This window comes from Pyrobaculum ferrireducens (genome assembly GCF_000234805.1).
Classification (GTDB): domain Archaea; phylum Thermoproteota; class Thermoprotei; order Thermoproteales; family Thermoproteaceae; genus Pyrobaculum; species Pyrobaculum ferrireducens.
The window spans coordinates 175,731-190,511 of sequence record NC_016645.1; the positions used below are offsets into that span (position 1 = coordinate 175,731).

At 60.5% G+C, this 14,781-nt stretch carries 18 protein-coding genes; 5 read left to right on the forward strand and 13 right to left on the reverse strand.

Annotation, left to right across the window (positions count from 1 at the left end):
* Positions 1 to 10 precede the first annotated feature (10 nt).
* Positions 11 to 760 carry a PD-(D/E)XK nuclease family protein gene (locus tag P186_RS00895; RefSeq protein ID WP_014287483.1) on the forward strand — a complete coding sequence of 250 codons (750 nt, stop codon included), beginning with the start codon at positions 11 to 13 and terminating at the stop codon, positions 758 to 760.
* Here the strand turns inward: P186_RS00895 and P186_RS00900 are convergent, their stop codons facing one another.
* The 9 genes from P186_RS00900 to P186_RS00940 form a co-directional block, all read right to left on the reverse strand.
* Positions 761 to 1,267, reverse strand: a complete 507-nt coding sequence (locus P186_RS00900) for a hypothetical protein (RefSeq protein WP_014287484.1) — start codon at positions 1,265 to 1,267, stop codon at positions 761 to 763.
* Positions 1,264 to 3,399 carry a hypothetical protein gene (locus P186_RS00905; RefSeq protein WP_014287485.1) on the reverse strand — a complete coding sequence of 712 codons (2,136 nt, stop codon included), beginning with the start codon at positions 3,397 to 3,399 and terminating at the stop codon, positions 1,264 to 1,266. Before P186_RS00905 ends, P186_RS00900 begins: the two co-directional genes overlap by 4 nt.
* Complete coding sequence (locus P186_RS00910; protein WP_014287486.1) at positions 3,396 to 4,064, reverse strand: ArsR/SmtB family transcription factor; 669 nt, start codon at positions 4,062 to 4,064, stop codon at positions 3,396 to 3,398. The genes P186_RS00905 and P186_RS00910 overlap by 4 nt, the downstream gene beginning before the upstream one ends.
* A gap of 119 nt (positions 4,065 to 4,183) precedes the next feature.
* Positions 4,184 to 4,531 (reverse strand): DUF86 domain-containing protein, encoded by a 348-nt coding sequence (locus tag P186_RS00915; RefSeq protein ID WP_148682572.1) that lies wholly within the window; start codon positions 4,529 to 4,531, stop codon positions 4,184 to 4,186.
* A gap of 96 nt (positions 4,532 to 4,627) precedes the next feature.
* Positions 4,628 to 4,864 carry a hypothetical protein gene (locus P186_RS00920; protein WP_148682573.1) on the reverse strand — a complete coding sequence of 79 codons (237 nt, stop codon included), beginning with the start codon at positions 4,862 to 4,864 and terminating at the stop codon, positions 4,628 to 4,630.
* 57 nt (positions 4,865 to 4,921) lie between these two features.
* Positions 4,922 to 5,284, reverse strand: coding sequence for a hypothetical protein (locus P186_RS00925; protein ID WP_014287489.1), 363 nt, complete (start codon positions 5,282 to 5,284; stop codon positions 4,922 to 4,924).
* 1 nt (position 5,285) lies between these two features.
* Complete coding sequence (locus P186_RS00930; protein ID WP_148682574.1) at positions 5,286 to 5,687, reverse strand: hypothetical protein; 402 nt, start codon at positions 5,685 to 5,687, stop codon at positions 5,286 to 5,288.
* Positions 5,688 to 5,716: 29 nt separating this feature from the next.
* Entirely contained in the window at positions 5,717 to 6,955 is a 1,239-nt protein-coding gene (locus P186_RS00935) for a hypothetical protein (protein ID WP_014287491.1), read from the reverse strand.
* The gene (locus P186_RS00940) at positions 6,955 to 7,539 is read right to left on the reverse strand and encodes a hypothetical protein (protein WP_014287492.1); all 585 of its coding nucleotides are present in this window, start codon (positions 7,537 to 7,539) and stop codon (positions 6,955 to 6,957) included. Before P186_RS00940 ends, P186_RS00935 begins: the two co-directional genes overlap by 1 nt.
* A gap of 311 nt (positions 7,540 to 7,850) precedes the next feature.
* On the opposite strand from P186_RS00940, the gene P186_RS00945 reads away from it, so the two are divergent.
* Positions 7,851 to 8,441 carry a hypothetical protein gene (locus P186_RS00945; RefSeq protein WP_148682575.1) on the forward strand — a complete coding sequence of 197 codons (591 nt, stop codon included), beginning with the start codon at positions 7,851 to 7,853 and terminating at the stop codon, positions 8,439 to 8,441.
* A 34-nt stretch (positions 8,442 to 8,475) separates the two neighbouring features.
* Here P186_RS00945 and P186_RS00950 read toward each other — a convergent pair whose 3' ends face one another.
* On the reverse strand, positions 8,476 to 9,363 hold the full coding sequence (locus P186_RS00950; protein ID WP_148682576.1) for a type I 3-dehydroquinate dehydratase: 888 nt from the start codon (positions 9,361 to 9,363) through the stop codon (positions 8,476 to 8,478).
* A gap of 204 nt (positions 9,364 to 9,567) precedes the next feature.
* Positions 9,568 to 10,101: a hypothetical protein gene (locus tag P186_RS00955; RefSeq protein WP_014287495.1), complete on the reverse strand. Its 534-nt coding sequence runs from the start codon at positions 10,099 to 10,101 to the stop codon at positions 9,568 to 9,570.
* Here P186_RS00955 and P186_RS13715 point away from each other — a divergent pair.
* Genes P186_RS13715 through P186_RS00965 form a run of 3 tightly spaced genes read left to right on the forward strand, consistent with a single transcriptional unit; the run spans position 10,094 to position 12,101 of the window.
* A complete protein-coding gene (locus tag P186_RS13715) occupies positions 10,094 to 10,255 on the forward strand; it encodes a hypothetical protein (RefSeq protein WP_014287496.1) in 162 nt (53 codons plus the stop codon). The genes P186_RS00955 and P186_RS13715 overlap by 8 nt on opposite strands.
* Before the next feature lie 20 nt (positions 10,256 to 10,275).
* Positions 10,276 to 11,259: a pyridoxal phosphate-dependent aminotransferase gene (locus P186_RS00960; RefSeq protein ID WP_014287497.1), complete on the forward strand. Its 984-nt coding sequence runs from the start codon at positions 10,276 to 10,278 to the stop codon at positions 11,257 to 11,259.
* A 26-nt stretch (positions 11,260 to 11,285) separates the two neighbouring features.
* Positions 11,286 to 12,101: a shikimate kinase gene (locus P186_RS00965; RefSeq protein WP_014287498.1), complete on the forward strand. Its 816-nt coding sequence runs from the start codon at positions 11,286 to 11,288 to the stop codon at positions 12,099 to 12,101.
* Here the strand turns inward: P186_RS00965 and malA are convergent.
* Positions 12,062 to 14,140, reverse strand: coding sequence for an alpha-glucosidase MalA (malA, locus tag P186_RS00970; RefSeq protein WP_014287499.1), 2,079 nt, complete (start codon positions 14,138 to 14,140; stop codon positions 12,062 to 12,064). The genes P186_RS00965 and malA overlap by 40 nt on opposite strands.
* Before the next feature lie 317 nt (positions 14,141 to 14,457).
* Positions 14,458 to 14,775: a DUF2175 domain-containing protein gene (locus tag P186_RS00975; protein WP_014287501.1), complete on the reverse strand. Its 318-nt coding sequence runs from the start codon at positions 14,773 to 14,775 to the stop codon at positions 14,458 to 14,460.
* Positions 14,776 to 14,781: the final 6 nt, after the last annotated feature.

A 14,781-nucleotide genomic window follows, 5' to 3' on the forward strand; every position in this document is an offset into this window, starting at 1 on the left:
ACCCATATACGTGTCCCTCGCCGAAGAAATACGCCGAGTCTTGCTAGAGCACCCGGAGATTTTAGTGGAGGTGCTGACCGCTAGGCCTCACATTGTGTACGAAGCCCTCGCCAAGCTACTACCCTGGGAGAAGTTGATGAAGGAGATTGAGGAGATCAAAAACACCATGGCCACGAAAAAAGAACTAGAAGAGATTAAAAACGCAATGGCGACAAAGGAAGATCTCAAAGCCTTTGCCACGAAAGAGGATCTAAGAGTTTTCGCCACAAAGGAGGACCTAAAAGCCTTCGCAACCAAGGAGGATTTGAAGGCTTTCGCCACCAAGGAGGATCTCGCGGCGCTTGAGAGGCGGCTGAATCTAAGGATAGAGGCGCTTGGTGCTATGTGGGGTGTGTGGAGTGAGGAGGCCTTCAGAGAGGGGGTTAGGGAGTTGCTTAGGGAGGCCGGCTACGTGGTGGAGCGGTGGACCTACTTCGACGACAAAGGCCAGGTCTACGGCTACCCAAGCGAGGTGGAGCTTGACGTAGTTGTAAAAGACGGCAAGACCTTCCTAGTAGAAATAGTCTCGGCAGTCAGAAGAGCCCACTTGGCCTATCTGCGGCGGAAGGCCGAGCTGTATCAAGACGTGACTGGGAGGAGGGTGGAGGGGGTTTACGTAATCACGCCGTTTATACACGACAAAAACCCGCCGCATGTGGTCGCCGCGGCGCAGAAACTCGGCATAAGGATAATAAAGCCGGAGGAGGCGCCAGGCCCCTAGTCAGCCCCCGCCCAGCAACGTCGAGTTGACACGCGCCACCACCCTCAGCGTCTTGTTCAGAGGCGTCTTCGCGTCGACAACCACCTCCACCACGGCCTCGATACACCTCCTAGGCTCGACGACGCCCCGCCACTCAGACCAGTTCCCCCACCTAACGCCGAAGTAAGACCCGTCAACATGCACAGCGAAAACCCTAACCTCCGGCGGCACCTCCACCACCCGCGCCCACACAGCCGCCGGAGACTCCGCCAAGTTGCACAGCGGCATCTTGAAAAACACCACAGAGCCCCCCGGCGCCTCCAGCCAGAAGATCTGCGTACCGTTCAGCCCCACCCCCATCAAAGCCGCCGGAGCCCCCCCGCCGCCCCCACCCACACCAGACGCGCCAAAAAACAAGCCCAAAACCGCAAAGGCGCCCAGAAGCAAAATCGCAAACACCCTCCTACGATCCTCCGGCAAAACCTCCTCCACAGCCTGCGCCCTCTCCACGGGCTTAACCTCCGTCATCCCCACGCCTCCAGCGTGTATAGTTTTATCGCCTCTCCGGCTTCCGTCTTTACGCCGATGTATGTGGGTGTTGTGGTGTAGCTACAGCCGTATCTCGCCAGTATGTTGCCGTTTGCGTCTCTTATTATAACGTCGCCGAAGCCGCCCAGCGGCCTCAGCTCCACGTATCTCGCGGCTGGAAGAGGGCCGAGCGCGTACAGCGCAGAGCCGCACACCGCGCTGAAGCCAGAGGCACCCCTATACACGCCGAAGACCACGTTTAGAGCCGAGTCAAACACGGCGTATGTACCAACGCCAGTGAAGTTAGCCACGTAGGTAAGGGCGTTTGGGACAAGCGCCGCGTAGCCCACGCCCCCCGCCGTCGCCAGCAGGCAGCCGTAAGACTGCCAGACGTAGCCCAGCGAGCTCCAGCCGGCAGGCGGAGGACACGCGCTGTACGTCACAGTCAAGTCGTCCCAAAACACCCAGAAGTCGTCTACGGTGCCGTCTTGGTAGCCGCTGGCGTCCGCCACGCCCAGCGCCACGCCGACGACTGCGCCGGGGAGGTCGCCGAGGGTGATAGACCAGGTGTAGGTGCTTCCGCTGGCCATTGTGCCGAGGTTTATGAAGCGGTACTGCGTCGTGTTGACACACGCGTCGGTGCATATAAGCGAGCCGGGGTTTACGAAGGAGGAGACTATGGCGTACGCGTCGCCGTCTGTGCGGTAGTAGATATACTCCACGTCGGCAACCCCGTCGCCGTTTGTGTCGACGCCGACGGCTAGAAAAGCGGCGTTGTTCTGAACATCCGCGGCATCTCTCACATACAGCCCCCTCACAGATATGGAGGCGCCGGCCGCTGGTACCGGGGACGGCAGTCTATACACGGCGACGGAGTAGCCGTAGTCGTTAGAGACGACGCCGGTGGAGCCGTAGGCATCCACCTCAGTAGCTAAAGAAGGCGGCGTCGAGGGGCTGTAGCTGGCGTCTACATATACCCGTGAGTCCGCCCCCCTCGTCAGCGCCGCGACGCTAGACGGGAGGACACACTTTAATGCGGCGAAGTTATCCCAGTAGCCCTTAGTATCGCCATTTGGAGAATACATACCAAAGGCGACGCCGACGACGACGCCGGTGTCATAGATCTTGTTGATAGTCCAGGTTAGCCAGGTTGACGAGGGGGGCGACTTGGAGGAGTTTAATATGGCGACGTAGGGTAGCGACCTGCCGTATATTACGCTCGATAGGGAAACTGGCTGTCTGCCGTCAACTGAGGTGTACCACACCACCTCGATGTCGGGAAAGCCGTCGCCGTTTGTATCTATGAAAAAGTTAAGTTGCATATAGTCATTACCAGTCAAGGCGGCTTGAACCATGTAGTCAATTTTAAAGCTGGAGGTAGCTGGGAAGCCGCCAATCCACTGAGAAACGTCTATGAAAACTACGCCGTAGCCGTTTTTCCCATCAGTGTAGATAGAAGGAGGCGGAATCCCCCTTTTATAGTCAAGTGTTACTTCAGAGCCGCCGGTTGTATATGTCTCGGCCCACGGCGGGAGTTGATCAAATCCCTCGACGATCCAACTACAGTAGCTTGCGAAATTATCTACATATTGGGAAACGCCGCAACTAAACGCCTGGTTGTAGAGCTTGGCCATGGGCTCCGCTGTGAAGTTTACCCACTGCCACGCGTATATCCCGCCTTGGTTAAACCAGGCCCTGGCCAGCACCGAGTAGCGGCTCGTGGTCGTGGTTGTCCACACCAGCGGCGCGGTGGTGGGGACATACGGCCCCCCGCTCTGCACGTCGGTGATCTGCACCTGACCCCCCAGGGAGATGGCGTAGGTGCCGCCGGGCGACCCCGCCCTAGCGACGGCCTCAAGCCTGGCCTGCCACCCGGGGTCTCTCGCCCGGAACAAGCCGACGACGTACTGCTCAGGCCACCCCGGCATAAACTTCATGTAGTAATACGTTGCGTTCACATCGACGGCGGTGTACCACCCCCTCACGAGGGGGTACAGCGACGTGTTGACGTCTTTAGACACTGGGGGCAGGGTGGCGTTGAGGCGCCAGTGGACTGGGTTGAGAAATGAAAGAACCGCGTAGGCGGCCGCAACTCCTAGTAGAAAAAAGAGGGGGTAAGCCAGGCGCCTCATGAGGCCGACGCCGCGAGGAAGTCTAGCTTCTCCCTATCCTCCAGCGGCAGTGCGTCTGGATCCACTGAGGCGAGGATTACCTCAGCCGCCTTCTTTGGGTTTGTGAAGTAGTAGGTCATGGGGCCTATCCTAATAGACCTCAGCCTGCCCTCCCTCTCCAGCACGTAGACGTGCCACTGGACGGCGCCCCAGCCCTTGCCCGTGGCCTTGGCTATCTGGGCCAGCGTCGCGGCGCCCAGCTGTTCAACCACCCGCAGTATCTCACGCCTAGCGGGATCCTCGCCAGTTGCCCTCTTGATGCGGGCGACTATCGGCGCCAGCGGGGCGGCGAGCAGTTCGCGGCGGTTGCTAGCAACGTGGCTGAGGCCAGCCGCCGCCGCGGCGCCGGCCGCCACCGCCAGTATAGGCGCCTCAGGCGCCGGGACGCTGGGCGGAGGCGGGGGCTTGGGGTACTCCACCGCCACGTACCCGCTGACGGTGGTGGGAGCCAGCGCCTTGTTCACGCAGGCGATCGCCACCAGCTGGCTCACGTGGATTACGCCGGTGGCGTTGCAGAGGCCGGGCGGCAGACTTGCGTAGATCGTGGCAGTGGAGTTAGGCGGCACGTAGACTGGAAACATCCACATAGCCAACGGCGCCAAGACAACAAACACTGTAACATTCACATAGACACGGATAGTGCGGTAGATAAATATTTAACGTTGTGGCGTGGGCTAATATCTACGGATCTACTCCGCGTCTAAGCGCCTCTCTGTAAATCACGGAGGCTAGCCGTAGTAAGTCTCTATATAGGCCCTCCTCTAGAATCTTCTGAACCAGCCCGGAGTCCCGTAGCCGTGGACCACGACGTCTCTAAAAAATTACCTTTCTGAACAAGGTTGCTGTTTAAGAGGCCGTGCTGAGCTAGGGCGGAGGGCACGTCTGAATATCTGCTCGGCGGCTCGGCCCCTAGCTCCACGAGCAGGTGGGCGGCGTCTATCAGCGTCTGTATCGCCGCCTGCATCAAGTGGAGAGACGCATTTAGCAACCCATAGTCCTCCACCACCTCCGCGGCGCCGTGCCTCCTCACCAGCTCGTCAAGCGTCTCCAAGTTCCTCTTCACCAAGGCGATTAGCGACGCTATTTTACCCATAGCGACTCCGCAAACCTCTCCCGAGCCTTGGTCTTTGCCAGGTGGATCTGGAAATCTGCCCAGAGGGAGAAGGAGGTCGCCACGCATTCCACATAGCTACCCCTGGCGTATATCAGCCTCCCCGACGCCGCCCGGCACGTAGGGCAAGTCGTCGGTAGGTATCAAGACGTCCACGTAGTCGATTCCCAAAACCTCTGAGGCGTCTGCTGAAAAGCTTATCAAGAACTCGAGGTACCCGCAACCGCTGGCCAGCTTAACCGCCACGTCGACGTCGCTGAGAGGCCCCGTCCCCCCCTGGCTACGGAGCCGAAAAGCGTGGCGAACAGCACACATCAGCCGTACCTCTCCGCGATCAAGCGCCTCAGCCGGGTTCCGCCGGCGTTGGCACAGCTATATGATGAAGGGGTCTCCCAGCCCCAGGGCCCTGGACACCACTGCGAGGAGTATGATGTAGATCCAGGCCGCGGCTGCGAAGAGGTACATCGTCCAGCGCCTCTTGTACATCCCCCAGTAGGTGTAGGCCAGGGAGGTGAGCAACAGCGCCAGGGCCAGTAGGTAGGTGAATCTGGCGTAGAAGTGGCTCCACTGCTGGATTAGGAGCGTGAAGACGAACCCGGCGATGAAGGAGACGAGGACTCCCGTCCACACGGTGAAGGTAACCGGCCTCGTATAGTACATCAGGTAGATGAGGGGCGCCAGGGCCGCGATCACGCCGCCCGCGGCGGATATCAAGAGGGACTCGACCCCGTCCATATCAAAACAGCCAGAGGCTGTACCTCCCCGTTGCCAAGGCAACTACGTACAGGGCGAAGAGGTAGACGTAGGCGACGCACGACGCGAGGGCGAGCTCCAAGTCCTTTTTCGAAGGCCTCAGGGCTACGTTTAGCTGGATTATCTGCGCCGCCAGCACGAGGGCCATTCCTATAAGCGCCGACAGCCTCCACGCCGAGATGCCGCCGTAGGCCACGGTTATCCAGACCGCGTATATATTCGCGGCCCCAGCCAGCACCAAAAAGGGCACGATTACGTCTCTGTGCTTAAAGAGGAGCTGGGGGGCGAGGCCGTAGTACCTCGCCGTCAGCCGCTCCGCGTACACCCTGCCAAACGCCACCGCCATCCCCGAAGCCACCCCGACGAGGAGGGCAACCCAGTTCACAGCCCCCACGAAGTCTATTTATATAAGTTTTACGTTTTCCAAGGCCTTAGAAATTCCCTCTCCGCCTTCACGACCGCCGGCCACCCGCCCCAGCTACCCCCCGGGTCGGCCACGACGTACAGCGGCTCAGTCCATCCCGACGGGGCGCCGCAGGGCGGGTTGCAGGTGTTGTACGGCGGCGTCCTGCTGTACACCCAGTACCTAGTGCCGTTAGCCACGTAAAGCCAGACGTCGCCCGCCCTCGCGGGTTCCGCCGCGGCGGCAGGCCTAAACAGCGAAACCTCTGTGGTGAGGAATGTAGACACTCCGAAGTCGTACCTCAGCACAGCCCCCCACATGCCCACCGGGGTGCTGTAGCTGTATATATAGAGTCTGTAGGACCTCCCGGCGGACACGGTATAGTTCACGACCCTCAGCGCAGTTTTATATTCGCTGTGTGTCCGCGGCGTCGGCGAGTCGAAGTAGGGCCCCGCGTAGCCGGGGAGCAACACGCCGAGCTTCGCCCTCAGTGAGGGCGGGGGCGGCACTGTGAGGTTCACGGCGCGGGGGCACGGGGCCTGGTAGACATACAGCGTGGAGGTGCCCTCAAGCTTTATAAAGGCGCCGAAGCGGGGCTGGCCGCCGGGGGACGGGACGTATACGGGCGGCACTATGTTCGGCACAGCCTCGCCGTAGTTCAGAATCTCGGTGAGGAGCACCGACTTGTTGTACACAAAGACGCAGCCAGCCACAGGCAACCTCGCCAGGGGCCGCTCCCACACGTAGAACATGCCGTCTGCCCCCACCTGGACGAACTGCCAGCCAGAGCCGTTGAGAACCACCACTGCCCTCTCCACGGCGCCGGGGTACCAGTCGATTAGCTTAATCTTGAGGAGGACCGCGTTTCTCCACCCGGAGGGGTGTGTGAAGTTGATAAAACAGTCGCCCTGGACGCCGGGGGGCACGGCCAGGTCTACGTAGTACTTGCCCGGCGCCCCGCCCACAGACGCCACTGCAACGGCGCCGCAGGTGGAGGAGACGAGGACAGAGGTTGGGTAGAATATGCTCACCGCTATGGCCCGCGGGTAGCTCCACACGGCGTATGGGGAGCTGTATAGGTACAGAGTCTTGCCCTCCACGGCGACGTGGCTAGGCACCTCGCCCACCGCCACCTCGGCCAGGGGGCCTGTGCGGAATGCGTAGTCGCCCCCCGGCGCGGTGAGGGCGATTAGGAAGACGAGGGCGGGGAAGAAGAGAAGTAGGGTTCTAGCCGCCGCCTCGCTTCTCATCAGCCAGATGGCACCTTCTCAATGTTTATCTGGTAGGCGGCCAGGGTCTTGTAGTAGGGGGCGTTGGCGTCAATGATCAAGTCGACGCCTAGAATCGCGCACTGGCCCGGCTGAAGCGTCACGTAGCCCGTGGACGGGTCCACCACAGCCTCGTTTTGAATCACCGCCTGGTTGTCGGTTGCGTTGGTTGGCTGTATGAACTTTACAGCCATGTACCTGATATAGTTAGAGCCGGGGTAGAAGTCCTGTAGTAGGCTGGCGTCCTTGATTCTTATCTTCACCGACACGTTGTAGTTGTTGCAGACGCGGAGGGCGTTGGTGATGTTGACTATGTCGCCAGGGACGCCTGTGACGTATACCCTAGTGATGTTGAGACCGGTGTTGGGGTCGTAGTACCAGTCGGCCTTGACAAATGCGCCGTTCATTACATAGGTGTCGTTGCCAACGTACTTCTTGACTGGGGGTTGCGTGGTGTTGACGTACCAATACGTCACGTTTAGAATAGACACAGTTGCAAACAGCGCGGCGGCTCCCAGCAACACCGCAAGCAACCCCAGCAACCTGGTTCTACTTCTCCCAGCCATGTGTAGCGTATTTCTCCAAGGTTTAAATATTCAACGTTGCGACGAGAATATACAAATAGGGATACGAATATAGGGACTGTATATATCAAAACACAGACGGCACGGAGCAACCGCCCCGCCACACCACCCTCTGACATTTCGCCTGTGTCTCCCTGTTTGACTACACCAAATGATAAAAACATTCTTTATAAGTGGGTGGTATAAATCTACGGCAGCGGGTGGTGTTGTTGCCTGTATCGCGCCGTCTGGATAGTCGTGCGAATCTTCACGGCGCAACGTTGAATATATAAAGAGGTGTGTTTATGGGACTCATGGCAAGGAAAAGGAATTACAAACCGCTGGTGGTGCTGGCGGCGTTGGCCGCGGTGGCGCTGGTGGCGGCTGCGGTTACGTTTACCAACATAACGTACTGGGTTGTGAACGCCACAAGGCCGCCAGCAATGAAGTACCCCGGCGTAGACACCACCGTTGCTGGGGGTAGATACGCCAAGGTCAGCTACTACTTCGACAGCGCCAACGGCTACAACATCACAAAAATCTCAGTCATCGGCTTCACCGGCGACCCCGTCAACTATACTGATGTAATCCGCGTGTGCAACTACTACGGCACAACCTCGGTGGTGGCTACTATGTACTACAGAGGCATTGTGGACAATCCAAACAGCCTCGCCCGCTATGTCAAGGCGTTCTACGTCTACTGGACCGATCCATACGCCCAGCCGGGCACCGGCTTCATAACGACTACGAACTACCCGCAGTCGGCGTCTGTTACGATTGATCCAGGCCAGTGCGCCACTGCTGGCGTATACATAAGAATCGACCCGGACCTGCCGGCTGATTACGCCGACGGCAAGACTATACTGGCCACCTACCAGGTGGACATCCAGATGACGATACAGTAACAGGTCTAAACCCCCTTTTTCTCCTATTCCTTTCCTAGGCTACTATCTGTACTGCTTTGCACATCTGGACCACTAACTCGAATATTTGTTTGAAGTCGCCTGCCCTCCTCAGCACCTGGGCTTCGCGGGCGTCGTCGTATATGGCGAGGCCTGCGGCTTTCTTCAGCCGGCCCATGTCTCTGCACACCTCCAGCCTCCTCTTGAGGAGGTACATGAGGCCCCCGTCTATCCAGTCTAGGGCCTCTCTCATGGCGGGTAGCCCCTCCCCCTCCGGTGCTATACCAACAGCGAGCAGAGCGGCGTAGTAGGCGTCTGCGCTTATCTGGCCGGGGGCCGTGGCCTCGCCGAGGGAGACGTACATAATGGGGCTCCCCAGGGCCGCGGCGGCTACTCTCGTGTAGGCGCCGGCGGGGCCCATGGCGAAGGCGACGGTGGGCTTGGGGGCCGCGCCTATTAGGGAGAGGACCCGCAAGCCGTCTCCAGGCTCCCTGGCATACGTCACTATCTTAACTACGTCGCCCAGCTCCGCGGCTCTGCGGGCCCACTGGGTCAGCACCTCGAGGGGGGGCGTTTTTTCAAAGTCGTGTCTGCTGGCGATGAGCCGTGACCCTCCCTTGGCCCCGGCCACCTGTCTTATGATGGGAGACTCGGCTTCTACGTCTATATAGTGGGGGGAGAGGTCTAGGAGTTTGAGGTAGAGCTCCGCCCTCTCCTCCTCGCCGCCGCGCCAGGCTCCGCCTTCCTCCCTCCGCCTCACGGTGAATATAACCGTCCGCCTGGCAACGGCCTCCTCTAGGACGCGTCTGACCTCGACGAGGCCGGCCTCTAGGTAGTCGAGTCTCAGCTCGAGGCACGGGACGGGGGCCTCAAGCGCTCTCTCGACGTCTCTCGCCTTCCTCACGGGGACCGCGCCGCATATCAATACCCCATGTGGCCATTGATGTCTGGGCTTTAAAATATAGAAGACGCCGGTCTTATATAGACCCGGCGCGGCTCGCCGCACCCGGGGGGTGAGACCCACATGGGCTACCGGTCTTTGTCCGACGTAGCTGACCGGCCCCCATTTACCGCCGTCTGCGTCTTGACTCAGCTGTTTACGCCGGCGCCAGAACTCGGTAGGCCCAGCTCAGTACCTATACACAAGCACCCCCTTGCCTTTTGCGTATTTCTCCACGTCGTCTCCTATTCTGACGCCGGCGAGGATGGCGACGGCGGGCTTGCCGTATGCTCCGCGGGCCGCCTCAGCCTTCCTAGCCACGGCGTCGACGTCTCTCCTTCTCGCCCTAGTCTTGACCTCCACCACGTACACCGCCCTGTCCGTCTCCACGAGCAGATCGACGTCGAGGCCGTCCACACGGGCGTTGCGGCGTCTGGCGAGCACCCTCTCCCCACGCCCCTCCACCTCAAGTCTTAAATCCTCCCAGACGTACCGGGAGAGAGTGGCCTCGGTTAGAGAGCCCACACTATCCTCAAGCGTGGATACGCGTTTCTCCAGCTTCTCAACTCGTATTGTCAGCTGGGCGAAGCCTGCCTTGGTGTAGTCCGCAAGCGCCTTCAAAGCCTCGGCCACTGCCTTCATCTCCTCGCCACGGGCCTCCTCCAGCGCCCTCTTTACAGCCCTCTCCACAACCTCCTCAAGCGTCTTGAGGTCGATGGACATGTTACAGAGGGGGCTTGGGCTTAAAAGCTTGGTGGTGTTGTTGTGGCGGGCGTCTGCCGTTGGGCTGGTGTCGTTGCCGCAGGTGGTTGCGGCGTGGTTGGCTGGTTGCCGCGTGCTTTTTCGGTGGCGTGTTTTTGGGTGTGGCTATGTATAATTACCCTTCTTATCTCTTCTGTGGATTTTGCCTCTGTTCTTAGGCGTATTGGGGAGGCGGGGCCGCGTCATAGGCTTGATATTGGGGATCCCGACGTGCCTCCGCCGGGGGAGCTTCTGGAGGCTTTGTCGCGTGTTGGGGATATGCGCTACGGCCCTCCGGAGGGTTTGCCGGAGTTTAGAGAGGCTGTGGCTTCTGTTTTTGGGGTGGAGCCTGGGGAGGTGGTGGCGGTGGCCGGCGGGAGGCACGGCCTCGCCGCGCTTATGTGGGCTTTCCGCAGGAGGCGGCTCCTGACGCCGTCGCCTTACTACCCGGGCTATTTCGAAATTGCGGAGGTCTTCGGGCTGGGGCTGGGGCTTGTGGAGTCCGGCGATGGGTGGTTGCCTAGATTCGCGGAGAGGGGGGTGTACGTGGTGAACTACCCGAATAACCCCACGGGGGTTGTGTTGCCGAGGGAGAGGGTGAGGGAGCTTGTGGACGTGGCCGAGTTTGTGATTAGCGACGAGATTTACCGCGACATTGTGTTTACGGAGTTCACCTCTCCCCTCGACATGTCGCCTAACGTGGCTGTTGTGCACAGCTTTTCTAAGGTCTTCTCGGTGCCCGGTCTTAGGCTGGGGGCGGTGATTGCGCCTAGGGAGGTGGCTAGGGAGGTGGCCCGCTTTAACAAGGCGACTATCAATGTCCCCCCGACCCACGCCCAGAGGGCTGTGGCGTCTGTGATAGACATACTGCCGAGGAGGAGGCGGGAGGTTTCCGAGATATACCGCGGCAGGGCGGAGCTCGCGGCGCGGTTGCTGAGGCTCCGGTTTGTGAAGCCAGGGGGGGCGTTTTACATATTTGCAGAGGCGGGGGAGGGCTGTTTCGAGAAGGCGCTGGGCAGAGGCGTCTCTGTCCTTCCTGGGGAGCTCTACGGGAGGGGCGGCCACGTGAGGATTGCCCTAGTGGAGGGGGAGGGGGCCCTGTCGGAGGCCTTCTCTGTGTTGAACGAGGTGTGTAGATAGATTTATAGAGGTGCGTACCGCCTCTAGTGCAGTGCGCCGTTGCGTGTGCATACGGAGGGGGGACTGTGATCAACGCCATAGCCACTGGGCACGGGGCGGCTTTCCCCATATCGCTGAGGGTGGTGGCTGAGGTGTGCCGCTCCGACCGGACCTCGGTCTCTACCTACGCCGACGTGGACGTGGGGCCTGTGGTGAGGATCGTGGAGAGGGTTGCCGAGAGGTTCGGGACTGGGCCACTCGCCGTCAGAATCACCGGCGACTTGCCCACTGCGGGTGGGCTTAAGTCTAGTAGCGCCACGGTCAACGCAATTATCAGGGCGGCGGCGTCGCTGGCCGGGGCCGAGGTGGATCTCTTCGACGTGGCTAGGCTAAACGCCGAGTTGAGCAAGTGGGCTGGGATAAGCGTCACGGGGGCTTTTGACGACGCCGTGGCGAGCGCCGTGGGGAGGAGCTACCTCACCGACAACCACAAGCTTGTGGTGATTAGAGAGCTGGACGTGTCTGGGAGGGCCGTCGTGTTGATACCGCCTTACGAGAAGAGGAGGCATAGGCTCGAGGAGATGAGGGCCGTGGCGCCTCTGGTTAGGACCGCGGTGGCCTACGCGGGGCTGGGCATGTGGAGAGAGGCGATGATGATAAACGCCGCGGCTTACGGCTACGCCCTGGGCTACCCGCCGGAGCCGTGGCTAGAGGCGCTGAGGAGGGGGGCCGTGGGCGGGGTGTCGGGCACCGGGCCCTCCCACGTCTTTATCACAGACGACCCGGAGGGCCTCGCCGAGGCTCTGTCTAAATACGGCAGGGTCTACGTAGTGGACATACCGCAGTCGCCCTGCTCCACGTAGGTGCCGATCCTCGCGGCGGCCCCCCGCGCCCTCACGCCGTCTACCTCAACCTCCACCAGCGCCTCCCCCAGTATGTATATGCCGCGCCACCTGCATCCGGCCTTCACAGAGTTACCTCTGCGCTCTACGCGCACGGGGCCCTCGTCTGTGTATATGGTCCACTCCCCCTCTCCATATATCAACAAGCCCTCCTGGGTGGGCACGGCGGAGCCCGCCCTTATGTAGAGAGGCATCTGGGACTCCGAGGCGACCCAGCTGGGGCCTAGGTGGGCCCTCCCGGTCTCCAGCTCCAGCCAGGCCCCCCTGGGGAGGTAGACGTCCCTCCCCCTCGCCCCCTTGTCTAGTATGGGGGCGTAGAGGAGGTGGGGCCCCACCATGTACTCGTCGTGTATCTTAAACGCGTCTTCGTCGTCGGGGAACTCTAAGCCGAGGGGCCTCACTATGGGGTAGCCGTGTAGATGGGCGGCCCATGCGAGGTGGCGGAGGTACGGCATGAGCCTCAGCCTCAGCCTCACTGCCTCCAGAGCCATCTGCCTGTACTTAGCGGGTAGTCTGGTGAGCTCCGCGTCTGGCGTGGCCTTGTCCCTATGGACGCGGAACAAGGGGAACAGAGCCGCCGCCTGGTACCACCTAGCCACCAGCTCGTAATCGCCGACGCCGGCGAAGCCCCCCACGTCGGCCCCCACGAAGGGGACTCCGGAGGCCGAGAGGCCGAGCACCGCCATCACGGTCAGCCTAAGCCCCTCCCAGGTGCTGGGCACGTCGCCGGTCCACAAAGCGGCGTATTTCTGAATACCCAGGTAGCCCGATCTGGAGAGTATGAAGGGCTCCCTCCCAGCCCTCCGCAACGCCTCGTACGTGGCCTCGGCCTCGAAGTAGGGGTATAGCCCCCGCACTTTTTCATGGGGGATCTTCTCTCCGTTGAAGACGTGGTAGGCGCCGCGGGGCGCCCTGCAGTAAAGCTCTTCCCTCGTGAGGGGGTGCGGCGTGGCCCCCGCCAGGGCGTAGATCCTAGACCTGGTGGCCAGCGCGTCGCAGTTGAAAACCGTGGGCTCGTTCATGTCTAGCCACACGCCGTCTATCCCGAAGCTGGCGACGAACTCCTCCACCAACGCCGCCCAAGCCTCCCTACACCGGGGGTTTAGGAAGTCGGGCAACGCCGAGAGGCCGGGCCACCCCCTCGCGAGGAAGATCTCGTCGTTCTCCGTGACGAGTAGACAGTCTAGCAGTTTCTCGAAGGGCTTATAGCCGGGCTCCGCCTTGATGTACGGATCTATAATCGCGACTACCCTCACCCCCAGCTCGTGCATCTCCTCCACAAAGCCGCGGGGGTCCGGGAACTTCTTGAAATCCCAAGTGAACTGCTTGTAGCGGTCCATGTAGTCGATGTCTAGATACACCGCCTCTACAGGCGCCGCCTCTAGCACCTCCTTCACCACCTCGGCGGCGGCCGTCTGGGGCTCGTAGGAGTATCTCGATATGTGAAGCCCCATGGCCCACCTCGGCGGCAGGAAGGGTCTGCCGGTCGCCTCGCTGTATGTCTCGTACACCTCAAGGGGGGCTGGCCCGAAGAAGAGGTACACCTCCGGCATGTCCTCCACCTCCACCACCACCTCGCCGTATCTAGTAGCTCCTATGTCGGCGACGCCGTAGGCCGGGCTGTTAACCGCAACGCCAAAGGCCCTGCCCCCCTCCACAAAGACGAGGAGGGGGATTGAGGCGTAGAGGGGGTCCATCCCTAGCTGGTAGCCGTAGAGGTCGTTGTTGAAAAGCACAAAGCGGCCCCTCCTCCTATCAGGCGGATAAGCCCTGGTGCCGAGGCCGAAGACGTGCTCCCTGGCTCCCAGCCTCTTCCGTATAGCCACGCCGCCGCGTGTCTGCTCGACGACCAGCTCCGTCTCCACGCCGCAACACGAAGCCCTAAGCGACCTGCCGTCGAAGGTTGCGTGGGGCCGCGGCTCGCCGGGGGGTAGATCGAATGTAAGTATCTGCCTACCCAACGTCAGCTTTACGCTTTTCTTTCCCACCTGCAGAGACACCGGTGGTGAATATTGGCGCTATTTAAATCACCCCCCGTGCCGGGCGCCGGACCATTAAAGATCTAATAGACTGGAAAAACCGTGGGCCTGTGAAGTGGCGGATAGATACTGAGCGGTATAAACGGGATAGGCTTAGAGAGGCCCTCCGCGACGCGGAGGTGTTAGGCGGCCCCCGGGGCTGGGTTACACGTTTAGATTGCCCTTAACCTACACGCTCTTCGGCTCAACGGCCTTAATCCAGACAGCGAGATCTCGCCGACGCGATGGAGGAGTTTGTTAAAAGGCTGTAGAGGATGCGGCTATGTTAAAAAAGGGGGCTAGGGTTGGCTAGTGGTGATTTCATTTGTCAGCTTGGCGGCTAGAGTCTCTAGCTGTTTGCGTATTTCTCTTATGCGTTCTTTGGTTTTTTCGTTTTGGGCTAGGTATTCTAGCTGTTTGGCGAGGACTATGCCTTCGTGTAGGTAGTGGTCTAGTCTGAGCAACGCCGCGGCGTCGACGTCTTTGTACAGCATGCCGGACAGCTCTTTTTCTAGACACTCCCAGTGGACGGGGCCCTTGGCGTAGAAAGTGAAGACCTGCCCCTCCACCACCTCCTCTCCACACACCGCGCATTTCCACTTCTTTAACTGGCGCATGTATCG